The sequence below is a fragment of the Enterobacter sp. PTB genome (assembly GCF_051130085.1).
In the GTDB taxonomy this organism is placed as follows: Bacteria; Pseudomonadota; Gammaproteobacteria; order Enterobacterales; family Enterobacteriaceae; genus Enterobacter; species Enterobacter ludwigii.
In genome coordinates, this window is the sequence record NZ_JBDKEE010000012.1 from 83,332 (window position 1) to 104,181 (window position 20,850).

At 55.6% G+C, this 20,850-nt stretch carries 17 protein-coding genes; 10 read left to right on the top strand and 7 right to left on the bottom strand.

The features are described 5' to 3' along the window. Positions 1 to 5: 5 nt before the first annotated feature. Positions 6 to 1,157, bottom strand: coding sequence for a Gfo/Idh/MocA family protein (locus AAIR21_RS15930; RefSeq protein WP_020882920.1), 1,152 nt, complete (start codon positions 1,155 to 1,157; stop codon positions 6 to 8). Between the two features lie 193 nt (positions 1,158 to 1,350). Here AAIR21_RS15930 and AAIR21_RS15935 point away from each other — a divergent pair, with 193 nt between their 5' ends. Next, positions 1,351 to 2,409: a LacI family DNA-binding transcriptional regulator gene (locus tag AAIR21_RS15935; RefSeq protein WP_014168356.1), complete on the top strand. Its 1,059-nt coding sequence runs from the start codon at positions 1,351 to 1,353 to the stop codon at positions 2,407 to 2,409. Here the strand turns inward: AAIR21_RS15935 and msrA are convergent, their stop codons facing one another. Beyond that, complete coding sequence (gene msrA, locus AAIR21_RS15940) at positions 2,410 to 3,051, bottom strand: peptide-methionine (S)-S-oxide reductase MsrA (RefSeq protein WP_020882919.1); 642 nt, start codon at positions 3,049 to 3,051, stop codon at positions 2,410 to 2,412. Between the two features lie 225 nt (positions 3,052 to 3,276). Here msrA and tamA point away from each other — a divergent pair, with 225 nt between their 5' ends. Genes tamA through AAIR21_RS15955 form a run of 3 tightly spaced genes read left to right on the top strand, consistent with a single transcriptional unit; the run spans position 3,277 to position 9,130 of the window. Continuing rightward, positions 3,277 to 5,010 carry an autotransporter assembly complex protein TamA gene (tamA, locus tag AAIR21_RS15945; protein ID WP_020882918.1) on the top strand — a complete coding sequence of 578 codons (1,734 nt, stop codon included), beginning with the start codon at positions 3,277 to 3,279 and terminating at the stop codon, positions 5,008 to 5,010. After that, positions 5,007 to 8,783: an autotransporter assembly complex protein TamB gene (gene tamB / locus AAIR21_RS15950; RefSeq protein WP_183516813.1), complete on the top strand. Its 3,777-nt coding sequence runs from the start codon at positions 5,007 to 5,009 to the stop codon at positions 8,781 to 8,783. The genes tamA and tamB overlap by 4 nt, the downstream gene beginning before the upstream one ends. A gap of 2 nt (positions 8,784 to 8,785) precedes the next feature. After that, the gene (locus tag AAIR21_RS15955; protein ID WP_014168360.1) at positions 8,786 to 9,130 is read left to right on the top strand and encodes a gamma-glutamylcyclotransferase family protein; all 345 of its coding nucleotides are present in this window, start codon (positions 8,786 to 8,788) and stop codon (positions 9,128 to 9,130) included. Between the two features lie 42 nt (positions 9,131 to 9,172). Here AAIR21_RS15955 and AAIR21_RS15960 read toward each other — a convergent pair whose 3' ends face one another. Both AAIR21_RS15960 and ppa read right to left on the bottom strand, forming a co-directional pair. Beyond that, a complete protein-coding gene (locus AAIR21_RS15960; RefSeq protein WP_434681499.1) occupies positions 9,173 to 9,466 on the bottom strand; it encodes a hypothetical protein in 294 nt (97 codons plus the stop codon). 510 nt (positions 9,467 to 9,976) lie between these two features. After that, the gene (ppa, locus tag AAIR21_RS15965) at positions 9,977 to 10,507 is read right to left on the bottom strand and encodes an inorganic diphosphatase (protein ID WP_020882913.1); all 531 of its coding nucleotides are present in this window, start codon (positions 10,505 to 10,507) and stop codon (positions 9,977 to 9,979) included. Positions 10,508 to 10,816: 309 nt separating this feature from the next. On the opposite strand from ppa, the gene ytfQ reads away from it, so the two are divergent. From ytfQ to AAIR21_RS15990, 5 genes are all read left to right on the top strand, one after another. Continuing rightward, positions 10,817 to 11,773: a galactofuranose ABC transporter substrate-binding protein YtfQ gene (gene ytfQ / locus AAIR21_RS15970; protein ID WP_020882912.1), complete on the top strand. Its 957-nt coding sequence runs from the start codon at positions 10,817 to 10,819 to the stop codon at positions 11,771 to 11,773. A gap of 124 nt (positions 11,774 to 11,897) precedes the next feature. Continuing rightward, positions 11,898 to 13,400 (top strand): galactofuranose ABC transporter, ATP-binding protein YtfR, encoded by a 1,503-nt coding sequence (ytfR, locus tag AAIR21_RS15975; protein WP_032681853.1) that lies wholly within the window; start codon positions 11,898 to 11,900, stop codon positions 13,398 to 13,400. Positions 13,401 to 13,410: 10 nt separating this feature from the next. Continuing rightward, the gene (gene ytfT, locus AAIR21_RS15980; protein ID WP_104440426.1) at positions 13,411 to 14,436 is read left to right on the top strand and encodes a galactofuranose ABC transporter, ATP-binding protein YtfT; all 1,026 of its coding nucleotides are present in this window, start codon (positions 13,411 to 13,413) and stop codon (positions 14,434 to 14,436) included. Further along, positions 14,423 to 15,424 (top strand): galactofuranose ABC transporter, permease protein YjfF, encoded by a 1,002-nt coding sequence (gene yjfF / locus AAIR21_RS15985; protein ID WP_020882909.1) that lies wholly within the window; start codon positions 14,423 to 14,425, stop codon positions 15,422 to 15,424. The genes ytfT and yjfF overlap by 14 nt, the downstream gene beginning before the upstream one ends. A gap of 93 nt (positions 15,425 to 15,517) precedes the next feature. Next, positions 15,518 to 17,089 (top strand): methyl-accepting chemotaxis protein, encoded by a 1,572-nt coding sequence (locus tag AAIR21_RS15990; RefSeq protein ID WP_025205790.1) that lies wholly within the window; start codon positions 15,518 to 15,520, stop codon positions 17,087 to 17,089. Here AAIR21_RS15990 and AAIR21_RS15995 read toward each other — a convergent pair. After that, positions 17,061 to 17,417: a helix-turn-helix domain-containing protein gene (locus AAIR21_RS15995; protein ID WP_025205788.1), complete on the bottom strand. Its 357-nt coding sequence runs from the start codon at positions 17,415 to 17,417 to the stop codon at positions 17,061 to 17,063. The two genes, AAIR21_RS15990 and AAIR21_RS15995, sit on opposite strands and share 29 nt — an antisense overlap. A 148-nt stretch (positions 17,418 to 17,565) precedes the next feature. Continuing rightward, positions 17,566 to 18,564, bottom strand: coding sequence for a class 1 fructose-bisphosphatase (fbp, locus tag AAIR21_RS16000; RefSeq protein WP_020882906.1), 999 nt, complete (start codon positions 18,562 to 18,564; stop codon positions 17,566 to 17,568). Positions 18,565 to 18,761: 197 nt separating this feature from the next. On the opposite strand from fbp, the gene mpl reads away from it, so the two are divergent. Continuing rightward, complete coding sequence (gene mpl, locus AAIR21_RS16005) at positions 18,762 to 20,138, top strand: UDP-N-acetylmuramate:L-alanyl-gamma-D-glutamyl-meso-diaminopimelate ligase (protein WP_020882905.1); 1,377 nt, start codon at positions 18,762 to 18,764, stop codon at positions 20,136 to 20,138. Positions 20,139 to 20,229: 91 nt separating this feature from the next. Here the strand turns inward: mpl and yjgA are convergent, their stop codons facing one another. Next, the gene (gene yjgA, locus AAIR21_RS16010; protein WP_014168373.1) at positions 20,230 to 20,781 is read right to left on the bottom strand and encodes a ribosome biogenesis factor YjgA; all 552 of its coding nucleotides are present in this window, start codon (positions 20,779 to 20,781) and stop codon (positions 20,230 to 20,232) included. Between the last annotated feature and the right edge of the window lie 69 nt (positions 20,782 to 20,850).

Consider the following 20,850-nt stretch of genomic DNA (forward strand, 5'->3'; position numbering starts at 1 on the left):
CGGAGTTACCAGGTGCCTGAGGCATCAAGCGTCACGTTTATGGCCTCTTTAGCAACAGAGGTGCTGATGCGTTGCTGGAGCAGGCGCAAGTAGTGTTTCTCGTTGATCGGCAGTTCGACCCAGTCGTCAGTCCAGGTGGAAAGATGCATGGCATTGGAGAGCGTCAGGCCGTGGATCCCGTCCAGGCCCGGCGCAATCAGCGGTTCACCGCGCAGGATGGCGGCGCAGAAGTTTGCGGTAATGACATGATGTTCGCTGCATTCGGCGGCGACAGGAATGTCGACCTCCCAGCATTCAGGCTCCCCAAAACCGTTTTGCCAGCGGGCGTTAAACGCGGTTTCGGACTCACGTAGCCGCCAGTAGCGAAGCCGCCCCTCTTCGACGACCACTTTGCCGCGATCCCCGACGATCTCCAGGCGATTTGTCCCCGGCGTTTCAGCCACGGTAGTGATAAATACACCGGTAGCCCCATTGGCATACTCGGCATAGGCGGTGACCTCGTCTTCCACTTCAATGTCACGATGTTTGCCGAACTGGCAAAACGCGCGCAGGCGGACCGGCATGCCCACCAGCCACTGCCAGAGATCGAGCTGATGCGGATCCTGGTTGAGCAACACGCCGCCGCCTTCTCCCTTCCAGGTCGCGCGCCAGCCGCCGGAGTTGTAGTAGCTCTGCGAGCGGTACCAGTTGGTGATTATCCAGGTAGAACGGCGGATTTCGCCCAGCTCACCGCTGTCGATAAGATCCTTAACCTTCCGGTAGAGCGGGTTTGGTCGCTGGTTGTACATGATGCCAAACACCACGTCGCACTCGCGCGCGCAGGCGTTCATCTCCTGCACCTGCGCCGTATAAACGCCTGCCGGTTTTTCACACAGGGTATGAATGCCGTTACGCATCGCCAGCATCGACAGGCGCGGATGTTCGTAATGGGGCGTGGCGACAATCACCGCGTCGATAAGCCCGCTCTGGATCATCTCCTGGGCATCACTGAACAGGGGAATGGCCCCCACCAGCTGGCGAATGGCCGGGTGTTTTTCCGGTGCATTGTCACAAACCGCCGTCAGGCAGGCGTCATTGACCGTACCCGCGAGTAAATAACGTGCGTGGACCGTACCGATATTACCTATACCAATAATGCCAAAACGTACCTTCTCCATGTCACACCTTAATTTCAGTTGAAAAGAAGTGATGACCGGAAAATAGGAAAGGCGAGGCGTAGCGACAATGTGTTTTTGTGAGAATACTCGCAAGGTGAATAAGTAATCTCCAGGCTTTCTGAAATTTGGTTTTAAAATCAAAAGGCTGTTTCTGCAAATATTTGCAAAAACTGATTGAGAGCGAGGTCACACTATGCCGGGCAGGTTAAAAATGGAGGAGATCGCGGCCCTCACGGGATATTCCGTTAGCACGGTGTCGAGGGTATTAAGCGGCAAGTCATATACCAGCGATAAAGCCCGGGATGCGATCGTTCGCACCGCACGAGAGCTGGGCGTGCTGGAGTCCATGGCCAGTGGACGGCTGTTGATTAACGGTATTGCCGTTTTTGCTCCGGAAAGAACCTTTCAGGGGCGCGGCGATATTTTTTATCTTGAGGTGACCAAAGGGATTGCTGAGGCCTGCTCGCCACACAATGTGTGGGTCAGCTGTTGCGGATTAGAAGAACAGCACGCCGATGTAAAATTATTTATGGAAAAGGCCAGCCAGAAGAACATCAACGCGATAATTATTATTGGTACTGATGATGCCACCATATTTAAACTGGCCAGCACGCTCAATAAACCCTGCGTCTTAATTAATTCCGTGGACCGGGAGCGGGTACTGGATTCGGTATCACCCGATCACCGGGCGATTGGCTTCACCGCCATGCAGTATCTCTTTGAACAGGGGCACCGGCGGGTCCTGACGCTGACCTGCCTTCGGCGAGATACGCTTTACGCTCGTCTGGATGGCATTAAAGAGGCGTATCGCCATTTTCACGTCGCCTTTGAGCCGCAGCGTGATTTACTCGTGACGGAGTGGTTTACCGCAGACGAAGCCGAGCGGGCGCTGGATGAGTGGCTGCTGAGTCATGACAGAGCGCAGTGGCCTGAGGTGATTTTCCCGAACAGCACCAGCATGACCGAAGGTGTGGTGAGGGCATTAACCCGCCACGGGCTGCGCGTCCCGGAAGACATCTCTCTGATTACCACCGATTTTGCCTGGAATTTAGCGCACCGGCTGGAAAAACCGGTCACGGGGGTCACGGTGCCCTGCCGCGAACTGGGGATTGAGGCCGTGCACCTGCTGCAGACCCGCCTTAACAGGCCGCAGGCACCGGTTTTTAACCTGCTGTTGCAGGGAAAAGTCATGAATTATGGGTCGGTCAGTAATGCCACGCGCCACGCGGCTCGCGTGGCGCTAGACCAGTAATCAGGCCAGCTGTGGCGGCAGGCAGACGCCGATACCCCCGATACCGCAGTAGCCGTACGGGTTTTTATGCAGGTACTGCTGGTGGTCGTCTTCCGCATAGTAGAACGGTTTGGCAGAGGCGATTTCCGTGGTGACCTCGCGGTTGTCACCGGCATCGTGCATCGCTTTCTGGAAGCGCTCAAGGCTTGCGCGGGCGGCCGTCTCCTGCTCAGGAGTGAGAGGGTAGATAGCCGAGCGGTACTGGGTGCCGTGGTCGTTACCCTGACGCATGCCCTGGGCCGGGTCGTGGTTTTCCCAGAACACCTGCAGAAGTTGCTCATAGCTAATGACGGCAGGGTCATACACCACGCGTACGGCTTCGGCATGACCGGTCTCGCCAGAGCACACTTCGCGGTAGGTTGGGTTTGGCGTATACCCCCCCGTGTAGCCCGCCGCGGTGCTGTAAACGCCGGGGAGTTGCCAGAAGAGACGTTCTACGCCCCAGAAGCAGCCCATGGCGAACAGGGCGATTTCCATTCCATCAGGAACGTTTGTCATTGAATGGCCATTCACGGCGTGTAAGGTCGCCACAGGCATAGGGGTGTTGCGTCCCGGTAATGCATCAGCTTGTGAAACAAGATGCTTTTTGTCGAATAAACTCACGATGGGGGCCTCCCGGGCTGCGATGTTTCGGTTAAGGTTGTCACGAAGCGTTTAATTGAACACAATAAATGCGCTGAATGAGTCTAGATTTAATCATAAGAAATATTTGGGTGTTACACCCGTTTTCAACCCGTGATGTGGGTTTTTGGCTAACAGGCCGTATTTTGCCGCGGAGCGGCACTTCATTTGCTTCCAGGGTGGAAAAAGGGATATTCAGGAGAAAACGTGACAAAAATCCGCCAGTTATGTTTGGTCAGTTTATTGCTGACAAGCGGGGTTGCCAGCGCGGCGAATGTCCGTTTGCAGGTTGAGGGGTTATCCGGGGCGCTGGAAAAAAACGTGCGTGCGCAGCTGTCGACCATCGAGAGCGACGAAGTGACGCCGGACCGGCGTTTTCGCGCGCGCGTGGATGATGCGATCCGCGAAGGGCTGAAAGCGCTGGGTTATTACGAACCCACCATTGATTTCGATCTCCGTCCGCCGCCAAAGAAGGGGCGACAGGTGCTTATTGCCCGCGTTTCACCGGGTGAGCCGGTGTTGATCGGCGGCACTAACGTCATTCTGCGCGGCGGCGCGCGTACGGACCGGGATTACCTGGATCTGCTCAGCACGCGGCCGAAAAACGGTACCGTGCTGAACCACGGTGACTACGACCATTTCAAAAAAGAGCTGACGAGCGTCTCCCTGCGTAAGGGGTACTTTGACAGCCAGTTCGACAAAAGCCAGCTGGGCATTGCGCTCGACAGGCACCAGGCCTTCTGGGATATCGATTATGACAGCGGCGAACGTTATCGTTTCGGCGATGTGACCTTCGAAGGCTCACAAATTCGTGAAGAGTATCTGCAAAACCTCGTGCCTTTCAAAAAGGGCGATTACTACCAGTCGCGTGATCTGGCGGAGCTGAACCGCCGCCTCTCCGCCACCGGGTGGTTTAACTCGGTGGTTGTCGCGCCGGAGTTTGATAAATCGCGCAAAACCAAGGTGTTGCCGCTGCATGGCGTTGTTTCGCCGCGCACCGAGAACACCATTGAGACCGGTGTTGGTTATTCGACCGACGTCGGTCCGCGCGTGAAAGCCACGTGGAAAAAGCCGTGGATGAACTCATACGGTCACAGCCTGACCACCAGCGCCAGTATCTCAGCGCCGGAACAGCAGCTCGATTTCAGCTACAAAATGCCGCTGCTGAAAAACCCGCTTGAACAGTATTACCTTGTTCAGGGCGGTTTTAAGCGTACCGACCTGAACGATACCGAGGCAGATTCCACCACGCTTGCGGTATCGCGATACTGGGACCTCTCCAGCGGCTGGCAGCGCGCCATTAACCTGCGCTGGAGTCTGGACCACTTTACCCAGGCCAACGTCACCAACACCACCATGCTGCTCTACCCGGGGGTGATGATCAGCCGCACCCGCTCGCGCGGCGGCCTGATGCCAACCTGGGGTGATTCCCAGCGTTACTCCATCGATTACTCCAACACCATGTGGGGCTCCGATGTGGATTTCTCGGTGATTCAGGCGCAAAACGTCTGGATCCGCACGCTGTATGACAAACACCGCTTCGTGATGCGCGGCAACCTCGGCTGGATTGAAACCGGCGACTTCGACAAAGTTCCGCCGGATCTGCGCTTCTTCGCCGGTGGCGACCGCAGTATTCGCGGTTACAAATACAAATCCATCGCGCCGAAAGATGATGACGGAAAGCTGATTGGTGCCTCCAAGCTGGCTACCGGCTCGCTGGAGTACCAGTACAACGTCAGCGGAAAATGGTGGGGCGCGATGTTTGTCGACGGCGGCGAAGCGGTAAGCGATATCCGCCGCAGCGACTTTAAAACCGGCGCGGGCGTGGGCGTACGCTGGCAGTCTCCCGTCGGGCCAATCAAGCTCGATTTCGCCGTGCCGGTGGGTGATAAAGAAGAACACGGTTTACAGTTTTACATCGGTCTGGGGCCTGAATTATGAGTTTATGGAAGAAGATAAGCCTCGGGGTGCTGATTTTTATCGTACTGCTGCTCGGTACGGTGGCGTTTCTGGTCGGAACGACGTCTGGCCTGCATCTGCTGTTTAACGCGGCTAACCGCTGGGTTCCCGGGCTGGAAATTGGCCAGGTGACAGGCGGCTGGCGCGATCTGCGTCTGAAAAACATCCGCTATGAGCAGCCTGGCGTGGCGGTAAACGCGGGGGAATTTCACCTCGCGGTGAAGCTGGGCTGCCTGCGGGACAGCAAGCTGTGCGTTAACGATCTGTCGCTGAAAGACGTTAACGTGGCGATAGATTCGAAGAAAATGCCGAAATCGGCACCCGTTGAGGAAGAGGATAGCGGCCCGCTGAATCTCTCCACACCGTATCCGATTGCCCTCTATCGGGTGGCGCTGGATAACGTCAATGTCAAAATCGACGACACCACCGTCTCCGTCATGGATTTCACCTCCGGCCTGCGCTGGCAGGAGAAAAACCTCACCCTGACGCCAACCTCCCTTCAGGGGCTGTTGATTGCGCTGCCGAAAGTGGCGGACGTGGCGCAGGAAGAAATTGTCGAACCGAAGATCCAGAACCCGCAGCCGGAAGAGAAACCGCTGGGCGAAACGCTGAAAGATCTCTTCTCTAAACCTGTGCTGCCGGAGATGACGGACGTTCATTTGCCGCTGAACCTGAATATCGAAGAGTTCAAAGGCGAGCAGCTGCGTCTCACTGGCGATACCGATCTGACGGTCTTCAACATGCTGCTTAAAGTCAGCAGCATCGACGGCAACATGAAACTCGACGCGCTGGATATCGACACCAACCAGGGCTCGGTTAACGCGTCAGGGAATGCCCTGCTGCGCGACAACTGGCCGGTGGATATCACCCTGAACAGTTCGCTCAACATCGACCCGCTGAAAGGCGAAAAAGTGAAGGTCAACGTGGGCGGGGCGCTGCGCGATAAACTGGATGTCGGCGTTAACCTCTCCGGCCCGGTGGATATGGATCTGCGCGCGCAAACGCAGCTGGCGGAAGCGGGGCTGCCGCTCAACCTTGAGGTTGTCAGTAAGCAGCTCTACTGGCCGTTCACCGGCGAAAAACAGTTCCAGGCCGATGACCTGAAGCTGAAGCTGAGCGGCAAAATGACGGATTACACCCTGTCATTCCGCACGGCGGTGAAGGGGCAAGGTGTTCCGCCTGCGACGATTACGCTGGATGCTAAAGGCAACGAGCAGCAGGTGAATCTCGACAAACTGACCGTCGCGGCGCTGGAAGGCAAAACTGAACTCACCGCGCTGCTCGACTGGCAGCAGGCGATCAGCTGGCGCGGCGAGCTGAAGCTGACGGGGATCAACACGGCCAAAGAGGTGCCGGACTGGCCATCAAAACTGGACGGCCTGATCAAAACCCGCGGCAGCCTGTATGGCGGTACGTGGCAGATGGACGTGCCGGAAATCAAGCTTACCGGTAACGTGAAGCAGAATAAGGTCAACGTTGAAGGCTCGCTGAAGGGCAACAGCTATCTGCAGTGGGTGATCCCGGGTCTGCACGTGGCGCTGGGCCGTAACACGGCGGATATCAAAGGCGAGCTGGGGGTGAAAGATCTTAATCTCGATGCCACCATTGATGCGCCAAATCTGGATAACGCCCTGCCAGGGTTGGGCGGTACGGCGAAAGGGTTAGTGAAGGTGCGCGGCACGGTAGAGGCTCCGCAGCTGCTGGCCGATATCACCGCCAGCAACCTGCGCTGGCAGGCGCTGACCGTTGCGCGGGTTCGCGTCGAAGGGGATGTGAAATCCACCGATCAGATTGGCGGTAACCTGAACCTGCGCGTGGAGCGCATTTCTCAGCCCGACGTGAACATTAATCTGGTCACTCTGGATGCCAAAGGTAACGAAAAACAGCACGATCTCCAGCTTAAGGTGCAGGGCGAGCCGGTATCCGGTCAGCTTCATCTGACCGGAAGCTTTGATCGCAAACAGGCGCGCTGGAAAGGGACGCTGGACAATACCCGCTTCAACACCCCGGTAGGGCCGCTGGCGCTGTCCCGCTCTATCGCGCTGGACTACCGCAACGCCGAACAAAAGATCAGTATCGGACCGCACTGCTGGACCAACCCGAATGCGGAACTGTGCGTGCCGCAGACCATTGATGCGGGGGCTGAAGGGCGTGCGCAGATCAACCTTAATCGCTTCGACCTGGCGATGCTAAAACCGTTTATGCCGGAGACGACTCAGGCCAGCGGCGTCTTTAGCGGGAAAGCCGATGTCGCATGGGACACGACCAAAGAGGGGCTGCCGCAGGGTAGCGTGACGCTCTCTGGTCGTAACGTGAAGGTGATACAGGAGGTGAACGACGCACCGCTGCCGGTGGCGTTTGATACCCTCAACCTGAGTGCCGATCTGCATAACAACCGCGCAGAGCTGGGGTGGCTGATCCGTCTGACCAACAACGGTCAGTTTGACGGGCAGGTGCAGATTACCGATCCGCAAGGACGCCGTAATCTCGCCGGTAACGTTAATATCCGCAATTTCAACCTGGCGATGGCCAACCCGATTTTCTCACGTGGAGAAAAAGCGGAGGGGATGCTCAGCGCGAACCTGCGCCTGGCGGGCAATGCGCAAAGCCCGCAGCTGTTTGGCCAGATGCAGCTTAACGGCGTGGATATCGACGGCAACTTTATGCCGTTTGATATGCAGCCAAGCCAGATTGCGATGAACTTCAACGGCATGAGCTCGACCCTCGCCGGGGTGGTGCGTACCCAGCAGGGGCAAATCAACCTCAGCGGCGACGCCGACTGGAGCCAGCTTGATAACTGGCGGGCCCGTGTCGCGGCCAAAGGCAGTAAGGTGCGGATCACCGTACCGCCGATGGTACGTCTGGACGTATCCCCGGATATTGTCTTTGAAGCCACCCCAAGCCTCTTCACGCTGGACGGCAACGTGGACGTACCGTGGGCACGCATCGTGGTGCACGAGGTGCCTGAGAGCGCGGTGGGCGTCTCCAGTGACGAAGTCATGCTCAATGAAAATCTCAAACCCGTTGAGCAGAAGAGCGCCGGTATTCCGATCAACAGTAATCTCACCGTTCACGTCGGCAATAACGTGCGTCTGGATGCGTTTGGGCTGAAGGCGAGACTGACGGGGGATCTGAAAGTCGCGCAGGACAAACAGGGACTGGGTCTGAACGGCCAGATCAATATTCCTGAAGGGCGCTTCCATGCCTATGGTCAGGATCTGATTGTGCGTAAAGGTGAGCTGCTGTTCTCCGGCCCACCGGATCAGCCACTGCTCAATATCGAAGCGATTCGTAACCCGGAAGCCACCGAAAACGACGTTATTGCGGGTGTTCGCGTTACCGGCTCTGCTGATGAGCCGAAGGCGGAGATCTTCTCCGACCCGGCAATGTCGCAACAGGAAGCCCTGTCTTACCTGCTGCGTGGGCAAGGACTGGAGAGCGGCCAGAGCGACAGTGCAGCGATGACCTCGATGTTAGTGGGTCTGGGGGTTGCACAAAGTGGGCAGGTTGTGGGTAAAATCGGCGAGACGTTCGGCGTAAGCAATCTGGCACTGGACACTCAGGGCGTGGGTGACTCCTCGCAAGTGGTGGTCAGTGGCTATGTACTGCCGGGTCTGCAGGTAAAATATGGCGTGGGGATCTTTGACTCACTGGCAACACTCACGTTACGCTATCGCCTTATGCCTAAGCTATATCTGGAAGCAGTGTCCGGCGTAGACCAGGCACTTGATCTGCTCTATCAGTTTGAGTTTTAGCAATGCGAATATTTGTCTACGGCAGTTTACGAACCAAGCAAGGCAACAGTCACTGGATGACCAATGCCCTGCTGCTGGGGAATTACAATATCGAGAACTACCAGTTGTATAGCCTGGGCCACTATCCAGGCGCGGTTCCTGGGGAAGGAACAGTACAGGGTGAAGTTTATCGTATTGATAATGCTACACTTGCCGAACTTGATGCCTTGCGCACCAGGGGCGGTGAATACGCTCGCCAGTTGATCCAGACGCCGTATGGAAGTGCGTGGATGTACGTCTACCAGCGTCCGGTCGAGGGGTTAAAGCGGATTGTAAGCGGTAACTGGTTAGACAGAGACCAGTACTGAAAAAAACAACGCCACCGTCAGGTGGCGTTGTTTTTTATGGGCTTAGCTCTCTTCTGTGCTTCGGCGTCGGGTCAAAAACAGCGGAACAAAAAGCATGATGTACGGAGCAACCAGCCATATCAGGCACAGGGCGCGTGAAAAGCCGTAGTAGTTGATGCACCGCTTATTGCTTGAAATGACGGGAATAAAAAACAGTAAAAACAGCAAAATGGCATAATCGCTACGGTAGGGGATCCATAAATAAAACAAAAACCAGGCGAGCTGGAATGTCATGATGCAGAGATACTGCCATTTGCTGTCTTTACCGTAACAGTCAAACGCCTTTATGTAGCCCATCTTTATGCTGTGAAGAAAGAAACGTAGCATGTAAAACGCCCACAATCGCGACGGTCAGGAGTGTGCTGACCAGCAACTCAATTAAAAAATAGCTATGGGTGATATTAGTAGCACCTGAGCTCAGGGTATGCCGTTTACTCTCCGCTGTACATTGCAACAAAAAGGGTAGACACACCTGTCTTCATCAAGCCCTGAAGCAGACACGAAACGGGCATATTCGTCGGTAATTGTTTTAACGCAGCGAGTAGGGCAAATACAGCCTATTAATAGCGTTAGATGATATCAAAGACCTATCTCGGTAAATATCAGGTCATCACTCTCATAATACCCTGCAAGCTCTTCAAACAGGTCGGCTCTGCCGGGGTCAAAAACCTGGGGTCACAAGCTCATATATTCTGCTGGTTCCTTGAAATGTTACCCGCTATACCGTATTTAGCGTACCAGTGTCGCGTCAGACGCAAGGCACAAAAAAGCCCCGACTCGCGGGGCCTTATTATTCAGCGGTAAGAATTACTTCTTCGCAGCGCGTTCGAAAGAGGAGATGATTTCCGCTTTCGCTGCTTCTGCGTTTTCCCAGCCGTCAACTTTAACCCACTTGCCTTTTTCGAGGTCTTTGTAGTGCTCGAAGAAGTGAGTGATCTGCGCTTTCAGCAGTTCTGGCAGGTCGTTCACATCTTTGATGTGATCGTACTCTTTGCTCAGTTTGGTGTGCGGAACAGCAACCAGTTTCGCATCTTCACCAGATTCGTCAGTCATTTTCAGCACGCCAACAGGACGGCAGCGAATGACTGCGCCTGGCTGCAGCGGGTATGGCGTTGGGACCAGTACGTCAACCGGGTCACCGTCCAGAGACAGGGTGTGGTTGATGTAACCGTAGTTGCATGGGTAGAACATGGCGGTAGACATGAAACGGTCTACAAACAGCGCACCGCTCTCTTTGTCCACTTCGTATTTGATAGGATCTGCGTTAGCCGGGATTTCGATAACTACGTAGATGTCTTCTGGCAGTTCTTTACCCGCAGGGACGTTGAGTAAGCTCATGTCTGTGTCCTTTAAAATGGATGGTAAACAAGTGGCAGGTATTATAGCCAACTGGCGCTGAATGTCTCCGCCTGTTTTCGTCTTCTCTCCACGTTCTCCCCACTTTTCAGACCGATTCCATGACAGGAAAATCCATAAACTCAGCCGCTTTTTTAATGGTGAAATGAAAGCGATTACAAACTTGTGATTAACGTTTTATTCACTTTTCTGAAGTGTGATGTAACGCAATTCGTTACATATTTCATTGGCTATAGTCATTTCGCAGAACATCTTTTAACCAACAATAAACACCCCTACGAGGACGTTCATATGTGGAAGCGCTTACTTCTTGTCACAGCAGTTTCGGCAGCCATGTCGTCTATGGCGATGGCCGCCCCTTTAACCGTAGGTTTTTCCCAGGTCGGCTCTGAATCCGGCTGGCGAGCGGCAGAAACCAACGTTGCGAAAAGCGAGGCCCAGAAACGCGGTATCACCCTGAAAATCGCCGATGCGCAGCAAAAACAGGAAAACCAGATCAAAGCCGTGCGGTCATTTATCGCCCAGGGCGTTGATGCCATCTTTATTGCGCCGGTCGTGGCCACTGGCTGGGAGCCGGTCCTGAAGGAAGCGAAAGACGCTGAGATCCCGGTTGTTTTGCTCGATCGTTCCATTGATGTAAAAGACAAATCTCTCTATATGACCACCGTCACCGCCAATAACGTTCTCGAGGGCCAATTAATTGGTGACTGGCTGGTGAAACAGGTGGATGGCAAGCCGTGTAACGTCGTTGAGTTGCAGGGTACCGTTGGGGCGAGCGTGGCCATCGATCGTAAGAAAGGCTTCGCGGAAGCCATCGCCAAAGCGCCAAACATTAAGATTATCCGCTCTCAGTCCGGCGACTTTACCCGCAGTAAAGGTAAAGAGGTCATGGAGAGCTTTATCAAGGCTGAAAACAACGGCAAGAACATCTGCATGGTTTACGCCCACAACGATGACATGGTGATCGGGGCTATCCAGGCCATCAAAGAAGCGGGTCTGAAGCCGGGCAAAGATATCCTCACTGGCTCTATCGATGGCGTGCCGGATATCTATAAAGCGATGATGGACGGCGAAGCGAACGCCAGCGTGGAGCTGACGCCAAACATGGCTGGCCCGGCATTCGATGCGCTGGAGAAATTCAAGAAAGACGGCACCCTGCCTGAAAAAGTGACGATCACCAAATCGACGCTCTACCTGCCTGACACCGCGAAAGAAGAGTTAGAGAAGAAGAAAAATATGGGCTACTAAGGCCTTTTCCCTCGCCCCTTACCCCACTCCTCTCCCCTGAGGGGAGAGGGTATACAAGGGCGGGTAGACTGGCATGAACATTTCCCTCTCCCCAACCGGGAGAGGGCGAGGGTGAGGGGGAAACATGACCGACACACAACACCAGGAAATCCTCCGCACAGAGGGCTTAAGCAAGTTTTTCCCCGGTGTAAAAGCGCTGGATAACGTTGATTTTAGCCTGCGACGCGGTGAGATTATGGCGCTGCTGGGAGAGAACGGTGCGGGAAAATCGACGCTGATTAAGGCACTTACCGGCGTTTACCATGCCGATCGCGGCACAATCTGGCTAGAAGGCAACGCCATTTCGCCAAAAAACACCGCCCATGCGCAGCAGCTGGGGATTGGGACGGTTTACCAGGAAGTGAACCTGCTGCCGAATATGTCGGTGGCGGATAACCTGTTTATCGGCCGTGAGCCAAGACGCTTCGGCCTGCTGCGACGCAAAGAGATGGAAGCGCGGGCCACCAGGCTGATGGAATCCTATGGCTTCTCCCTGGACGTTCGCGAACCGCTGAACCGTTTTTCCGTCGCGATGCAGCAAATTGTCGCGATTTGCCGGGCGATCGATCTCTCCGCGAAAGTGCTGATCCTTGATGAGCCTACCGCGAGCCTTGATACCCAGGAAGTTGAAATGCTCTTTACCCTGATGCGCCAGCTGCGCGATCAGGGGGTAAGCCTGATCTTCGTCACCCACTTCCTCGATCAGGTGTATGAGGTCAGCGATCGCATCACGGTGCTGCGCAACGGCAGCTTTGTCGGCTGCCGCGAAACCCGCGAGCTGCCGCAGATAGAACTGGTCAAAATGATGCTGGGCCGCGAGCTGGAAACCAACGCGCTTCAGCGTGCAGGCCGCACGCTGCTCAGCGAGAAACCGGTCGCAGCCTTCAGCGATTTCGGCAAAAAAGGGGTGATCTCGCCCTTTAATCTGGACGTGCGGCCCGGTGAAATTGTCGGGCTGGCGGGCCTGCTGGGTTCCGGGCGCACCGAAACCGCCGAGGTGATCTTCGGGATCAAACCTGCGGACAGCGGCAGCGCGCTGATCAAAGGTAAACCGCAGACCCTGCGATCGCCGCATCAGGCCTCCTGCCTGGGCGTGGGCTTCTGCCCGGAAGACAGGAAAACCGATGGCATAATTGCCGCCGCCTCGGTGCGGGAAAATATCATTCTGGCTCTGCAGGCGCAGCGCGGATGGCTACGCCCCATCCCGCGGAAAGAACAAAACGCCATTGCCGAGCGATTTATCCGTCAGCTCGGTATACGTACGCCGAGCGCTGAACAGCCCATTGAATTTCTCTCCGGTGGCAACCAGCAGAAGGTATTGCTGTCACGCTGGCTGCTGACTAAACCCCAGTTCCTGATCCTCGATGAACCGACGCGCGGTATCGACGTCGGGGCGCATGCCGAAATTATCCGGCTTATCGAAACGCTGTGTGCAGACGGTCTGGCGCTGCTGGTTATCTCATCCGAGCTGGAAGAGCTGGTGGGGTATGCCGATCGCGTCATCATCATGCGCGATCGTAAGCAGGTGGCAGAGATCCCGCTGGATAAACTGTCCGTTCCGGCAATCATGAATGCCATCGCGGCGTAAGGAGTTAATCGTGATGCCCCGTTCGCTTCCGCAAACCGGTGCAACCAGGCGCCGCTTCACCTGGCCTACCGGCACGCCGCAAATTATCGCGTTGCTGCTGGTGCTGCTGATCGATAGCCTGGTCGCCCCGCATTTCTTTCAGATTATCGTGCAGGATGGCCGGCTGTTTGGCAGTCCGATAGACATTTTAAACCGCGCCGCCCCGGTGGCGCTTCTGGCCATTGGTATGACGCTGGTGATTGCCACCGGCGGGATTGACCTCTCCGTCGGTGCGGTGATGGCCATCGCCGGCGCCACGGCAGCGTCCATGACCGTCGCCGGGCACAGCCTGCCGGTGGTGCTGCTGGCTGCATTAGGTACTGGGGTGCTGGCCGGACTGTGGAACGGCATCCTGGTGGCGGTCCTGAAAATTCAGCCGTTTGTCGCCACTCTCATCCTGATGGTGGCCGGACGCGGTGTGGCACAGCTTATCACCTCGGGTCAGATTGTGACCTTCAACTCCCCCGGCCTGGCATGGCTTGGCAGCGGTAAGCTGTTCTTCTTCCCGACGCCGATCGTTATTGCGCTGGTCACATTACTTGTGTTCTGGCTCTTTACCCGTAAAACGGCGCTGGGCATGTTCATTGAAGCGGTCGGAATTAACATCCGTGCGGCGCGAAACGCCGGGGTTAATACACGGCTGATGGTTATGCTGACCTATGTGCTGAGCGGCATTTGCGCCGCCATTGCCGGGGTGATCGTCGCGGCGGACATCCGTGGTGCGGATGCCAACAACGCCGGGTTATGGCTGGAGCTGGATGCGATCCTGGCGGTGGTTATCGGTGGCGGATCGCTGATGGGCGGGCGGTTTAATCTGCTGCTCTCGGTGATCGGCGCGCTGATTATTCAGGGTATGAATACCGGGATCCTGCTCTCCGGTTTTCAGCCGGAACTCAACCAGGTGGTGAAAGCGGTGGTCGTGCTCTGCGTGCTGATCGTCCAGTCGCCGCGCTTTGTCAGCATCATTAAAGGGATCCGTGGCCATGATAAAACGTAATTTACCGTTAATGATCACCCTGGGCGTGTTTGTGCTGGGTTATCTCTACTGCCTGACGCAATTCCCGGGCTTCGCCTCTACCCGGGTGATTTGCAACATTCTGACGGATAACGCCTTTTTAGGCATTATCGCCGTTGGCATGACCTTTGTGATCCTCTCCGGTGGGATCGATCTCTCGGTTGGGTCGGTGATCGCTTTCACGGGCGTATTCCTCGCAAAAGCGATCGGTTTCTGGGGGATCTCGCCGCTGCTGGCTTTCCCGCTGGTGCTGGTGATGGGCTGCGCGTTTGGCGCCTTTATGGGGCTTTTGATCGACGCGCTGAAAATCCCGGCCTTTATTATCACCCTCGCCGGCATGTTCTTCCTGCGCGGCGTGAGCTACCTGGTCTCGGAAGAATCGATTCCGATTAACCATCCTGTCTACGACACGCTCTCCAGCCTGGCGTGGAAAATCCCCGGGGGCGGTCGTCTGAGCGCGATGGGGTTGCTGATGCTGGGCGTGGTGGTGGTGGGGATCTTCCTTGCCCACCGTACCCGGTTTGGTAATCAGGTCTATGCCATTGGCGGCAGCGCCACCTCGGCAAACCTGATGGGGATCTCCACCCGCAGCACCACAATCCGCATCTATATGCTCTCGACCGGACTGGCGACGCTGGCGGGGATCGTCTTCTCGATTTATACCCAGGCGGGTTATGCCCTGGCAGGGGTCGGGGTGGAACTTGATGCCATCGCCTCGGTGGTGATTGGCGGCACGTTGCTCAGCGGCGGCGTTGGCACGGTGCTGGGGACGCTGTTCGGCGTGGCGATCCAGGGACTGATCCAGACCTATATCAACTTTGACGGCACGCTCAGTTCATGGTGGACCAAGATCGCCATTGGCATTCTGTTGTTTATTTTTATCGCCCTGCAGCGCGGCCTGACGGTGCTCTGGGAGAACCGACAAAGTTCGCCTGTTACCCGTGTAAACACATCAGTAACAGAGCCATAACACGCTGAATTTGCTTAAAGTCTAAACATTTTCCGGTAGCGGCCGATACTCTTTTTTTATGCCCAGAAATATCTCGCTACCGGAAATAATATCATGCTTAAAACGCTATCGATTCGTACCGGCTTGCTCTCTTTACTGGCCGTTATGACCCTTCTGCTGCTGATTGTCAGCGGCATTGGCATTTATGCCCTCACACAGAGTTCTTCTTCACTCCAGCGCATCAACCACCTTCAGGGTGAGCAGATGGTGCAGCTTAATTCTGGCTATACCCTGATCCTGCGCGCGCGTAATGAAGCGGGTCAGGCGGTCCGGATGATGGAAATCGGCATGCTGGATGACGCGGCCAAATCGGTGAAAAACATCAATCAGGAGATTGCCCAGGCCCGTAAAACGCTGAAAGGCGTGATCGACGGCGGGGTGGCGGATGAGCAGGGACAAAAATTGCTGGATAAGGTGGCCGCGAGCCTGGCGACCTATAACCAGCAGGGGATCGACCCGATGCTGAAAGCCCTGAACGATCAGAGCGCAGACAGCTATTACGATCTGCTGGAGAACACGCTGATCCCGGTGGCGGCGCAGTTTGATAATGATATGCAGGTCTTTCAGAAATGGAGCGAAGCGCGCGGGAAAGCGGAAGTGAAGGCCGTGCAGTCGAGTAAAAACCGGGTACTGATCCTGATCGTGGTGGCCGCGCTGCTGACGGCTGGCATTATTGTGCTGGCGTGGCTGGTACTGCGTCACATGCTGCTCAAACCGCTTTCGGCGTCCATTGCTCAGCTGGAGAACGTGGCGGCGGGCGATTTAACCCATACGCTGAATGACCCGGCGAGCCAGGAGTTTAACCGCCTGAACGCGGCCATTGAGGGGATGCGGCAGTCTCTGATGAACTCGGTTTTACGGGTACGTGATGCCAGCTCGCAAATTGATACCGGCAGCCGCGAGCTGACGGCGGGGAACATGGATCTTGCCCAGCGCACGGAATCCACCGCGACATCGCTTGAGCAGACGGCCGCCAGCATGGAAGAGATCACCGCCACGGTGAAACTCAATGCAGACAACGCCGAGCAGGCGCACCAGCTGGCGAAATCCGTGTCTGACACCGCCGATCACGGCAGCGAAATGGTCTGCTACGTCATTGAAAAAATGCGTGATATCGCCGGCAGTTCGGCACGCATCGCCGATATTCTGAGCGTCATTGACGGCATTGCCTTCCAGACCAATATTCTGGCGCTGAACGCCTCGGTGGAAGCGGCGCGCGCGGGTGAGCAGGGGCGCGGGTTTGCCGTTGTCGCCGGTGAAGTGCGAAACCTCGCCAGCCGCAGCGCTGACGCAGCAAAAGAGATCCGTTCGCTTATCAGTGATTCTCAGACCCATGTAAACGAAGGCAGCGAGCTGGCGCAGCAGGCTGGCGAAACGATGGATGAGATCGCAACAGAAGTACTGCGCATGACCAAACTGATGCGCGAGATTGCGACCGCGTCCCAGGAGCAGAGTCGCGGCATTGAGCAGGTGAATATTGCCGTGAATCAGATGGACGAAACCGCGCAGCAGAATGCGGCGCTGGTCCAGCAATCTTCTGCCGCGACGCGCTCGCTGGAAGAGCAATCGCGTCAGCTGATGGACGCCATGGCATCATTTAAACTGACGGCTCAGACAGCGGCATAATATTTTCCCGCCCCGGCGCATTCTGTGTCGGGGTTTTATGTGTCGCTGAATTTAATGCGCCAATATTATCGTGAATGTCGCCCATTAATATTTCCAGAGACTGGGTTAATGCTAATGCATTTTCAGTCGGCTCAAGATATAACCCTTTGCGGAAAAATAGCGGCTCGTCAAACAGCTGATTAAAGCGTTTTAATGCCAGACTCACCGCGGGGCGCGACATCTCCAGACGTACGGAGGCTTTTGCCATACTGCCGCAGCGGACCACTTCAATAAAAACAGGGATAAGATTTAAGTCAATGCCGGTATTAGCACGGGAATAATTTTTCATGACGATTAGGCTCCAGGAAATATTTGTCAAACTGTTATGGAAATAATGCAGGAGCAAAACCGAATATTAAAGCGTGTTTTTTATAAACACTTATACGGTAAAATATATAAATGAAGCGGGGAGCCTGAAGGGCTCCCCGTGTTATGGGTTATGCGTCCGGATACTCACGGATAAAACGTTCAACGTCATCAACCATATGGGTGTTGCCGACAAAGAACGAACGACGCTGGTGCAGGCTTTCCGGCACGATGTCCAGAATACGCTCTTTACCGTCGCTCGCCTTGCCGCCAGCCTGTTCGGCCAGGAACGCCATTGGGTTGCATTCATACAGCAGACGCAGCTTGCCGTCAGGGTGGCTTGCCGTGCTTGGGTAGAGGTAGATACCGCCTTTCAGCAGGTTGCGGTGGAAGTCAGCAACCAGCGAGCCGATATAGCGGGACGTGTACGGGCGCTGAGTGGCTTTATCTTCTTCCTGGCAGAACTTGATGTATTTCTTCACGCCGTTCGGGAATCGGATGTAGTTGCCTTCGTTGATGGAGTAGGTATTGCCCTTCTCCGGGAAGCGCATACGTTCCTGGCTCAGGCAGAAAACGCCCAGCGAGGGATCGTAAGTAAAGGCGTGAACGCCGCAGCCCGTGGTGTACACCAGCATGGTGGAGGAGCCATAAACGACGTAACCGGCCGCCACCTGGTTACTGCCCGGCTGCAGGAAATCTTCCTCTGTCACCGGCGTGCCAACAGGCGTGACGCGGCGGTAGATGGAGAAAATGGTACCGACAGAAACGTTAACGTCGATGTTAGAGGAACCGTCCAGCGGATCCATCAGCACAACGTATTTAGCGTGTTCACACCCTTCGAAAACGACAATTTCATCTTCTTCTTCGGAGGCGATACCCGCCACGATGTCGCGCGCGCGCAGTGCAGCTTTCAGTTTTTCATTTGCGAACAGATCGAGTTTCTGTTGAACCTCGCCCTGAACGTTCTCGGCACCGCTGGCACCCAGGATATCGACCAGACCGGCCTTGTTGATATCACGGTGGATGATCTTAGCGCCCAGCTTTATTGCCGACAGCAAAGCAGTGAGTTCACCCGTAGCATGAGAAAACTCGTGCTGCTTTTCGACAATAAATTCACCTAACGTTTTCATAACACTTTCCCTGCATCTTTGTGAGTAGAGCGATTGTATGTTCACTAAAACGACTAAAGCCCAACAATCTTAACAAACATTCAAATATTAGCGCAGAGGTGAATCGCGCCAGCAATATACGGATTTACCTGAAATGCGTTTCGCTGTCGCTGACATGTGAGTAAAATGTGCGCCACATTGAAGAAGGATAGTGACGTATGCGCATTCATATATTGGGGATTTGTGGCACTTTCATGGGCGGACTGGCAATGCTGGCGCGCTCTCTGGGCCATGAAGTGACAGGTTCGGACGCCAATGTGTATCCGCCGATGAGCACGCTTCTGGAGAAACAGGGCATCTCTCTGATTCAGGGATACGATGCCAGCCAACTGGATCCTGAGCCGGATCTGGTGATCATTGGCAACGCCATGACCCGCGGTAATCCGTGCGTTGAGGCGGTTCTGGAACGCAACATTCCGTTCATGTCTGGCCCGCAGTGGCTGCATGATTTCGTGCTGCGCGACCGTTGGGTCGTTGCCGTAGCCGGAACGCATGGCAAAACCACGACCGCCGGAATGGCGACCTGGATCCTCGAAGCCTGTGGTTATAAGCCAGGTTTTGTGATCGGGGGGGTACCGGGTAATTTCGATGTTTCTGCGCGTCTGGGTGACAGCCCGTTCTTCGTGATCGAAGCCGATGAGTATGACTGCGCGTTCTTCGACAAGCGCTCCAAGTTCGTGCACTACTGCCCGCGGACGCTGATCCTCAACAACCTTGAGTTCGATCACGCGGATATTTTTGACGACCTGAAAGCGATTCAGAAACAGTTCCACCATCTGGTGCGCATCGTTCCGGGTCAGGGCCGCATCATCCTGCCGGAAAACGACATCAACCTGAAGCAAACCCTGGCGATGGGATGCTGGAGCGAGCAGGAGATGGTGGGCGAGCAGGGGCACTGGCAGGCGAAAAAACTCAATGCGGATGCCTCCGAGTGGGAAGTGCTGCTCGATGGCGAGAAAGTGGGTGAGGTGAAGTGGGGCCTGGTGGGCGAGCACAACATGCACAACGGCCTGATGGCGATTGCCGCGGCACGTCATGTGGGCGTTCAGCCTGCGGATGCGGCGGATGCGTTAGGCTCGTTCATTAACGCCCGCCGTCGTCTGGAGCTGCGCGGTGAAGCCCACGGCGTCACGGTGTATGACGACTTTGCGCATCACCCGACCGCCATTCTGGCGACGCTTGCAGCTTTACGCGGCAAAGTCGGCGGGACCGCCCGCATTCTGGCCGTGCTGGAACCGCGTTCGAACACCATGAAAATGGGCATCTGCAAAGACGATCTTGCGCCATCCTTAGGGCGTGCCGATGAAGTCTTCCTGCTGCAGCCGCAGCATATTCCGTGGCAGGTGGCCGAAGTGGCCGATGCCTGCATTCAGCCTGCGCACTGGAGTGCGGATGTGGATGCGCTGGCGGATATGGTGGTGAAAGCCGCACAGCCTGGCGATCACATTCTGGTGATGAGCAACGGCGGTTTTGGTGGGATCCATCAGAAGCTGCTGGACGGTCTGGCGAAGAAAGCGCAGGCGGTCGCAGAGTAAAAAAAAGCCCGGTAGCGCTCACGCTTATCGGGCTTTTTCTCCCTCGCCCACAGGGAGAGGGCGGGGTTGAGGGCACTCAACGATGCTGTGCTTACTCTTCGTTTTCAGACAGCTCACGCAGATACTGGAAAATCAGGCGTGCAGACTTCGGCGGCTTGTTCGCTTCTTTCTCTTTCTGGGCATTGCGGATCAACGAACGCAGCTGCTGGCGATCGGCATCCGGCCACAGGTTCAGTACTTCCGGTACCGCATCATCACCTTGTTCAATCAGACGATCGCGGATCTGCTCAAGCTTATGGAACAGCGCAACCTGCTGGTTGTGGCGGTTTTTCAGTTTGTCCAGCGCCTGGCGGATCGGTTCAACGTCACGCTGACGCAGCATTTTACCGATAAGCTGAAGCTGACGGCGACGGCCTTCTTTCTTGATTTTCTGTGCCAGTTCAATGGCATCGCGCAGATCCTGGTCGAGCGGGAGTTTATCCAGCGCGTTTTTACCCAGTTCTACCATTTCCGCGCCAAGCTGTTTTAACTCTTCGGCGTCACGTTTAATTTCACTTTTACTGACCCAGATGATCTCATCATCTTCGTCTTCGATGTCATCACCGGGAACGTCGTCGAGCCAGTCTTCGGGCTGCTTAGTCATGTCAGGCTCCTTAAAAAAAGAGGCTAATGTTACCAGTTAAGACGCGCACTGAAAAACGGTTCTCTGTTA

Coding starts and splice junctions, on each gene's coding strand:
- AAIR21_RS15930 (WP_020882920.1), bottom strand. CDS start 1,157: ATGGAGAAGGTACGTTTTGGCATTATTGGTATAGGTAATATCGGTACG.
- AAIR21_RS15935 (WP_014168356.1), top strand. CDS start 1,351: ATGCCGGGCAGGTTAAAAATGGAGGAGATCGCGGCCCTCACGGGATAT.
- tamB (WP_183516813.1), top strand. CDS start 5,007: ATGAGTTTATGGAAGAAGATAAGCCTCGGGGTGCTGATTTTTATCGTA.
- AAIR21_RS15955 (WP_014168360.1), top strand. CDS start 8,786: ATGCGAATATTTGTCTACGGCAGTTTACGAACCAAGCAAGGCAACAGT.
- AAIR21_RS15960 (WP_434681499.1), bottom strand. CDS start 9,466: ATGGGCTACATAAAGGCGTTTGACTGTTACGGTAAAGACAGCAAATGG.
- ppa (WP_020882913.1), bottom strand. CDS start 10,507: ATGAGCTTACTCAACGTCCCTGCGGGTAAAGAACTGCCAGAAGACATC.
- ytfQ (WP_020882912.1), top strand. CDS start 10,817: ATGTGGAAGCGCTTACTTCTTGTCACAGCAGTTTCGGCAGCCATGTCG.
- ytfR (WP_032681853.1), top strand. CDS start 11,898: ATGACCGACACACAACACCAGGAAATCCTCCGCACAGAGGGCTTAAGC.
- yjfF (WP_020882909.1), top strand. CDS start 14,423: ATGATAAAACGTAATTTACCGTTAATGATCACCCTGGGCGTGTTTGTG.
- AAIR21_RS15990 (WP_025205790.1), top strand. CDS start 15,518: ATGCTTAAAACGCTATCGATTCGTACCGGCTTGCTCTCTTTACTGGCC.
- AAIR21_RS15995 (WP_025205788.1), bottom strand. CDS start 17,417: ATGAAAAATTATTCCCGTGCTAATACCGGCATTGACTTAAATCTTATC.
- fbp (WP_020882906.1), bottom strand. CDS start 18,564: ATGAAAACGTTAGGTGAATTTATTGTCGAAAAGCAGCACGAGTTTTCT.
- mpl (WP_020882905.1), top strand. CDS start 18,762: ATGCGCATTCATATATTGGGGATTTGTGGCACTTTCATGGGCGGACTG.
- yjgA (WP_014168373.1), bottom strand. CDS start 20,781: ATGACTAAGCAGCCCGAAGACTGGCTCGACGACGTTCCCGGTGATGAC.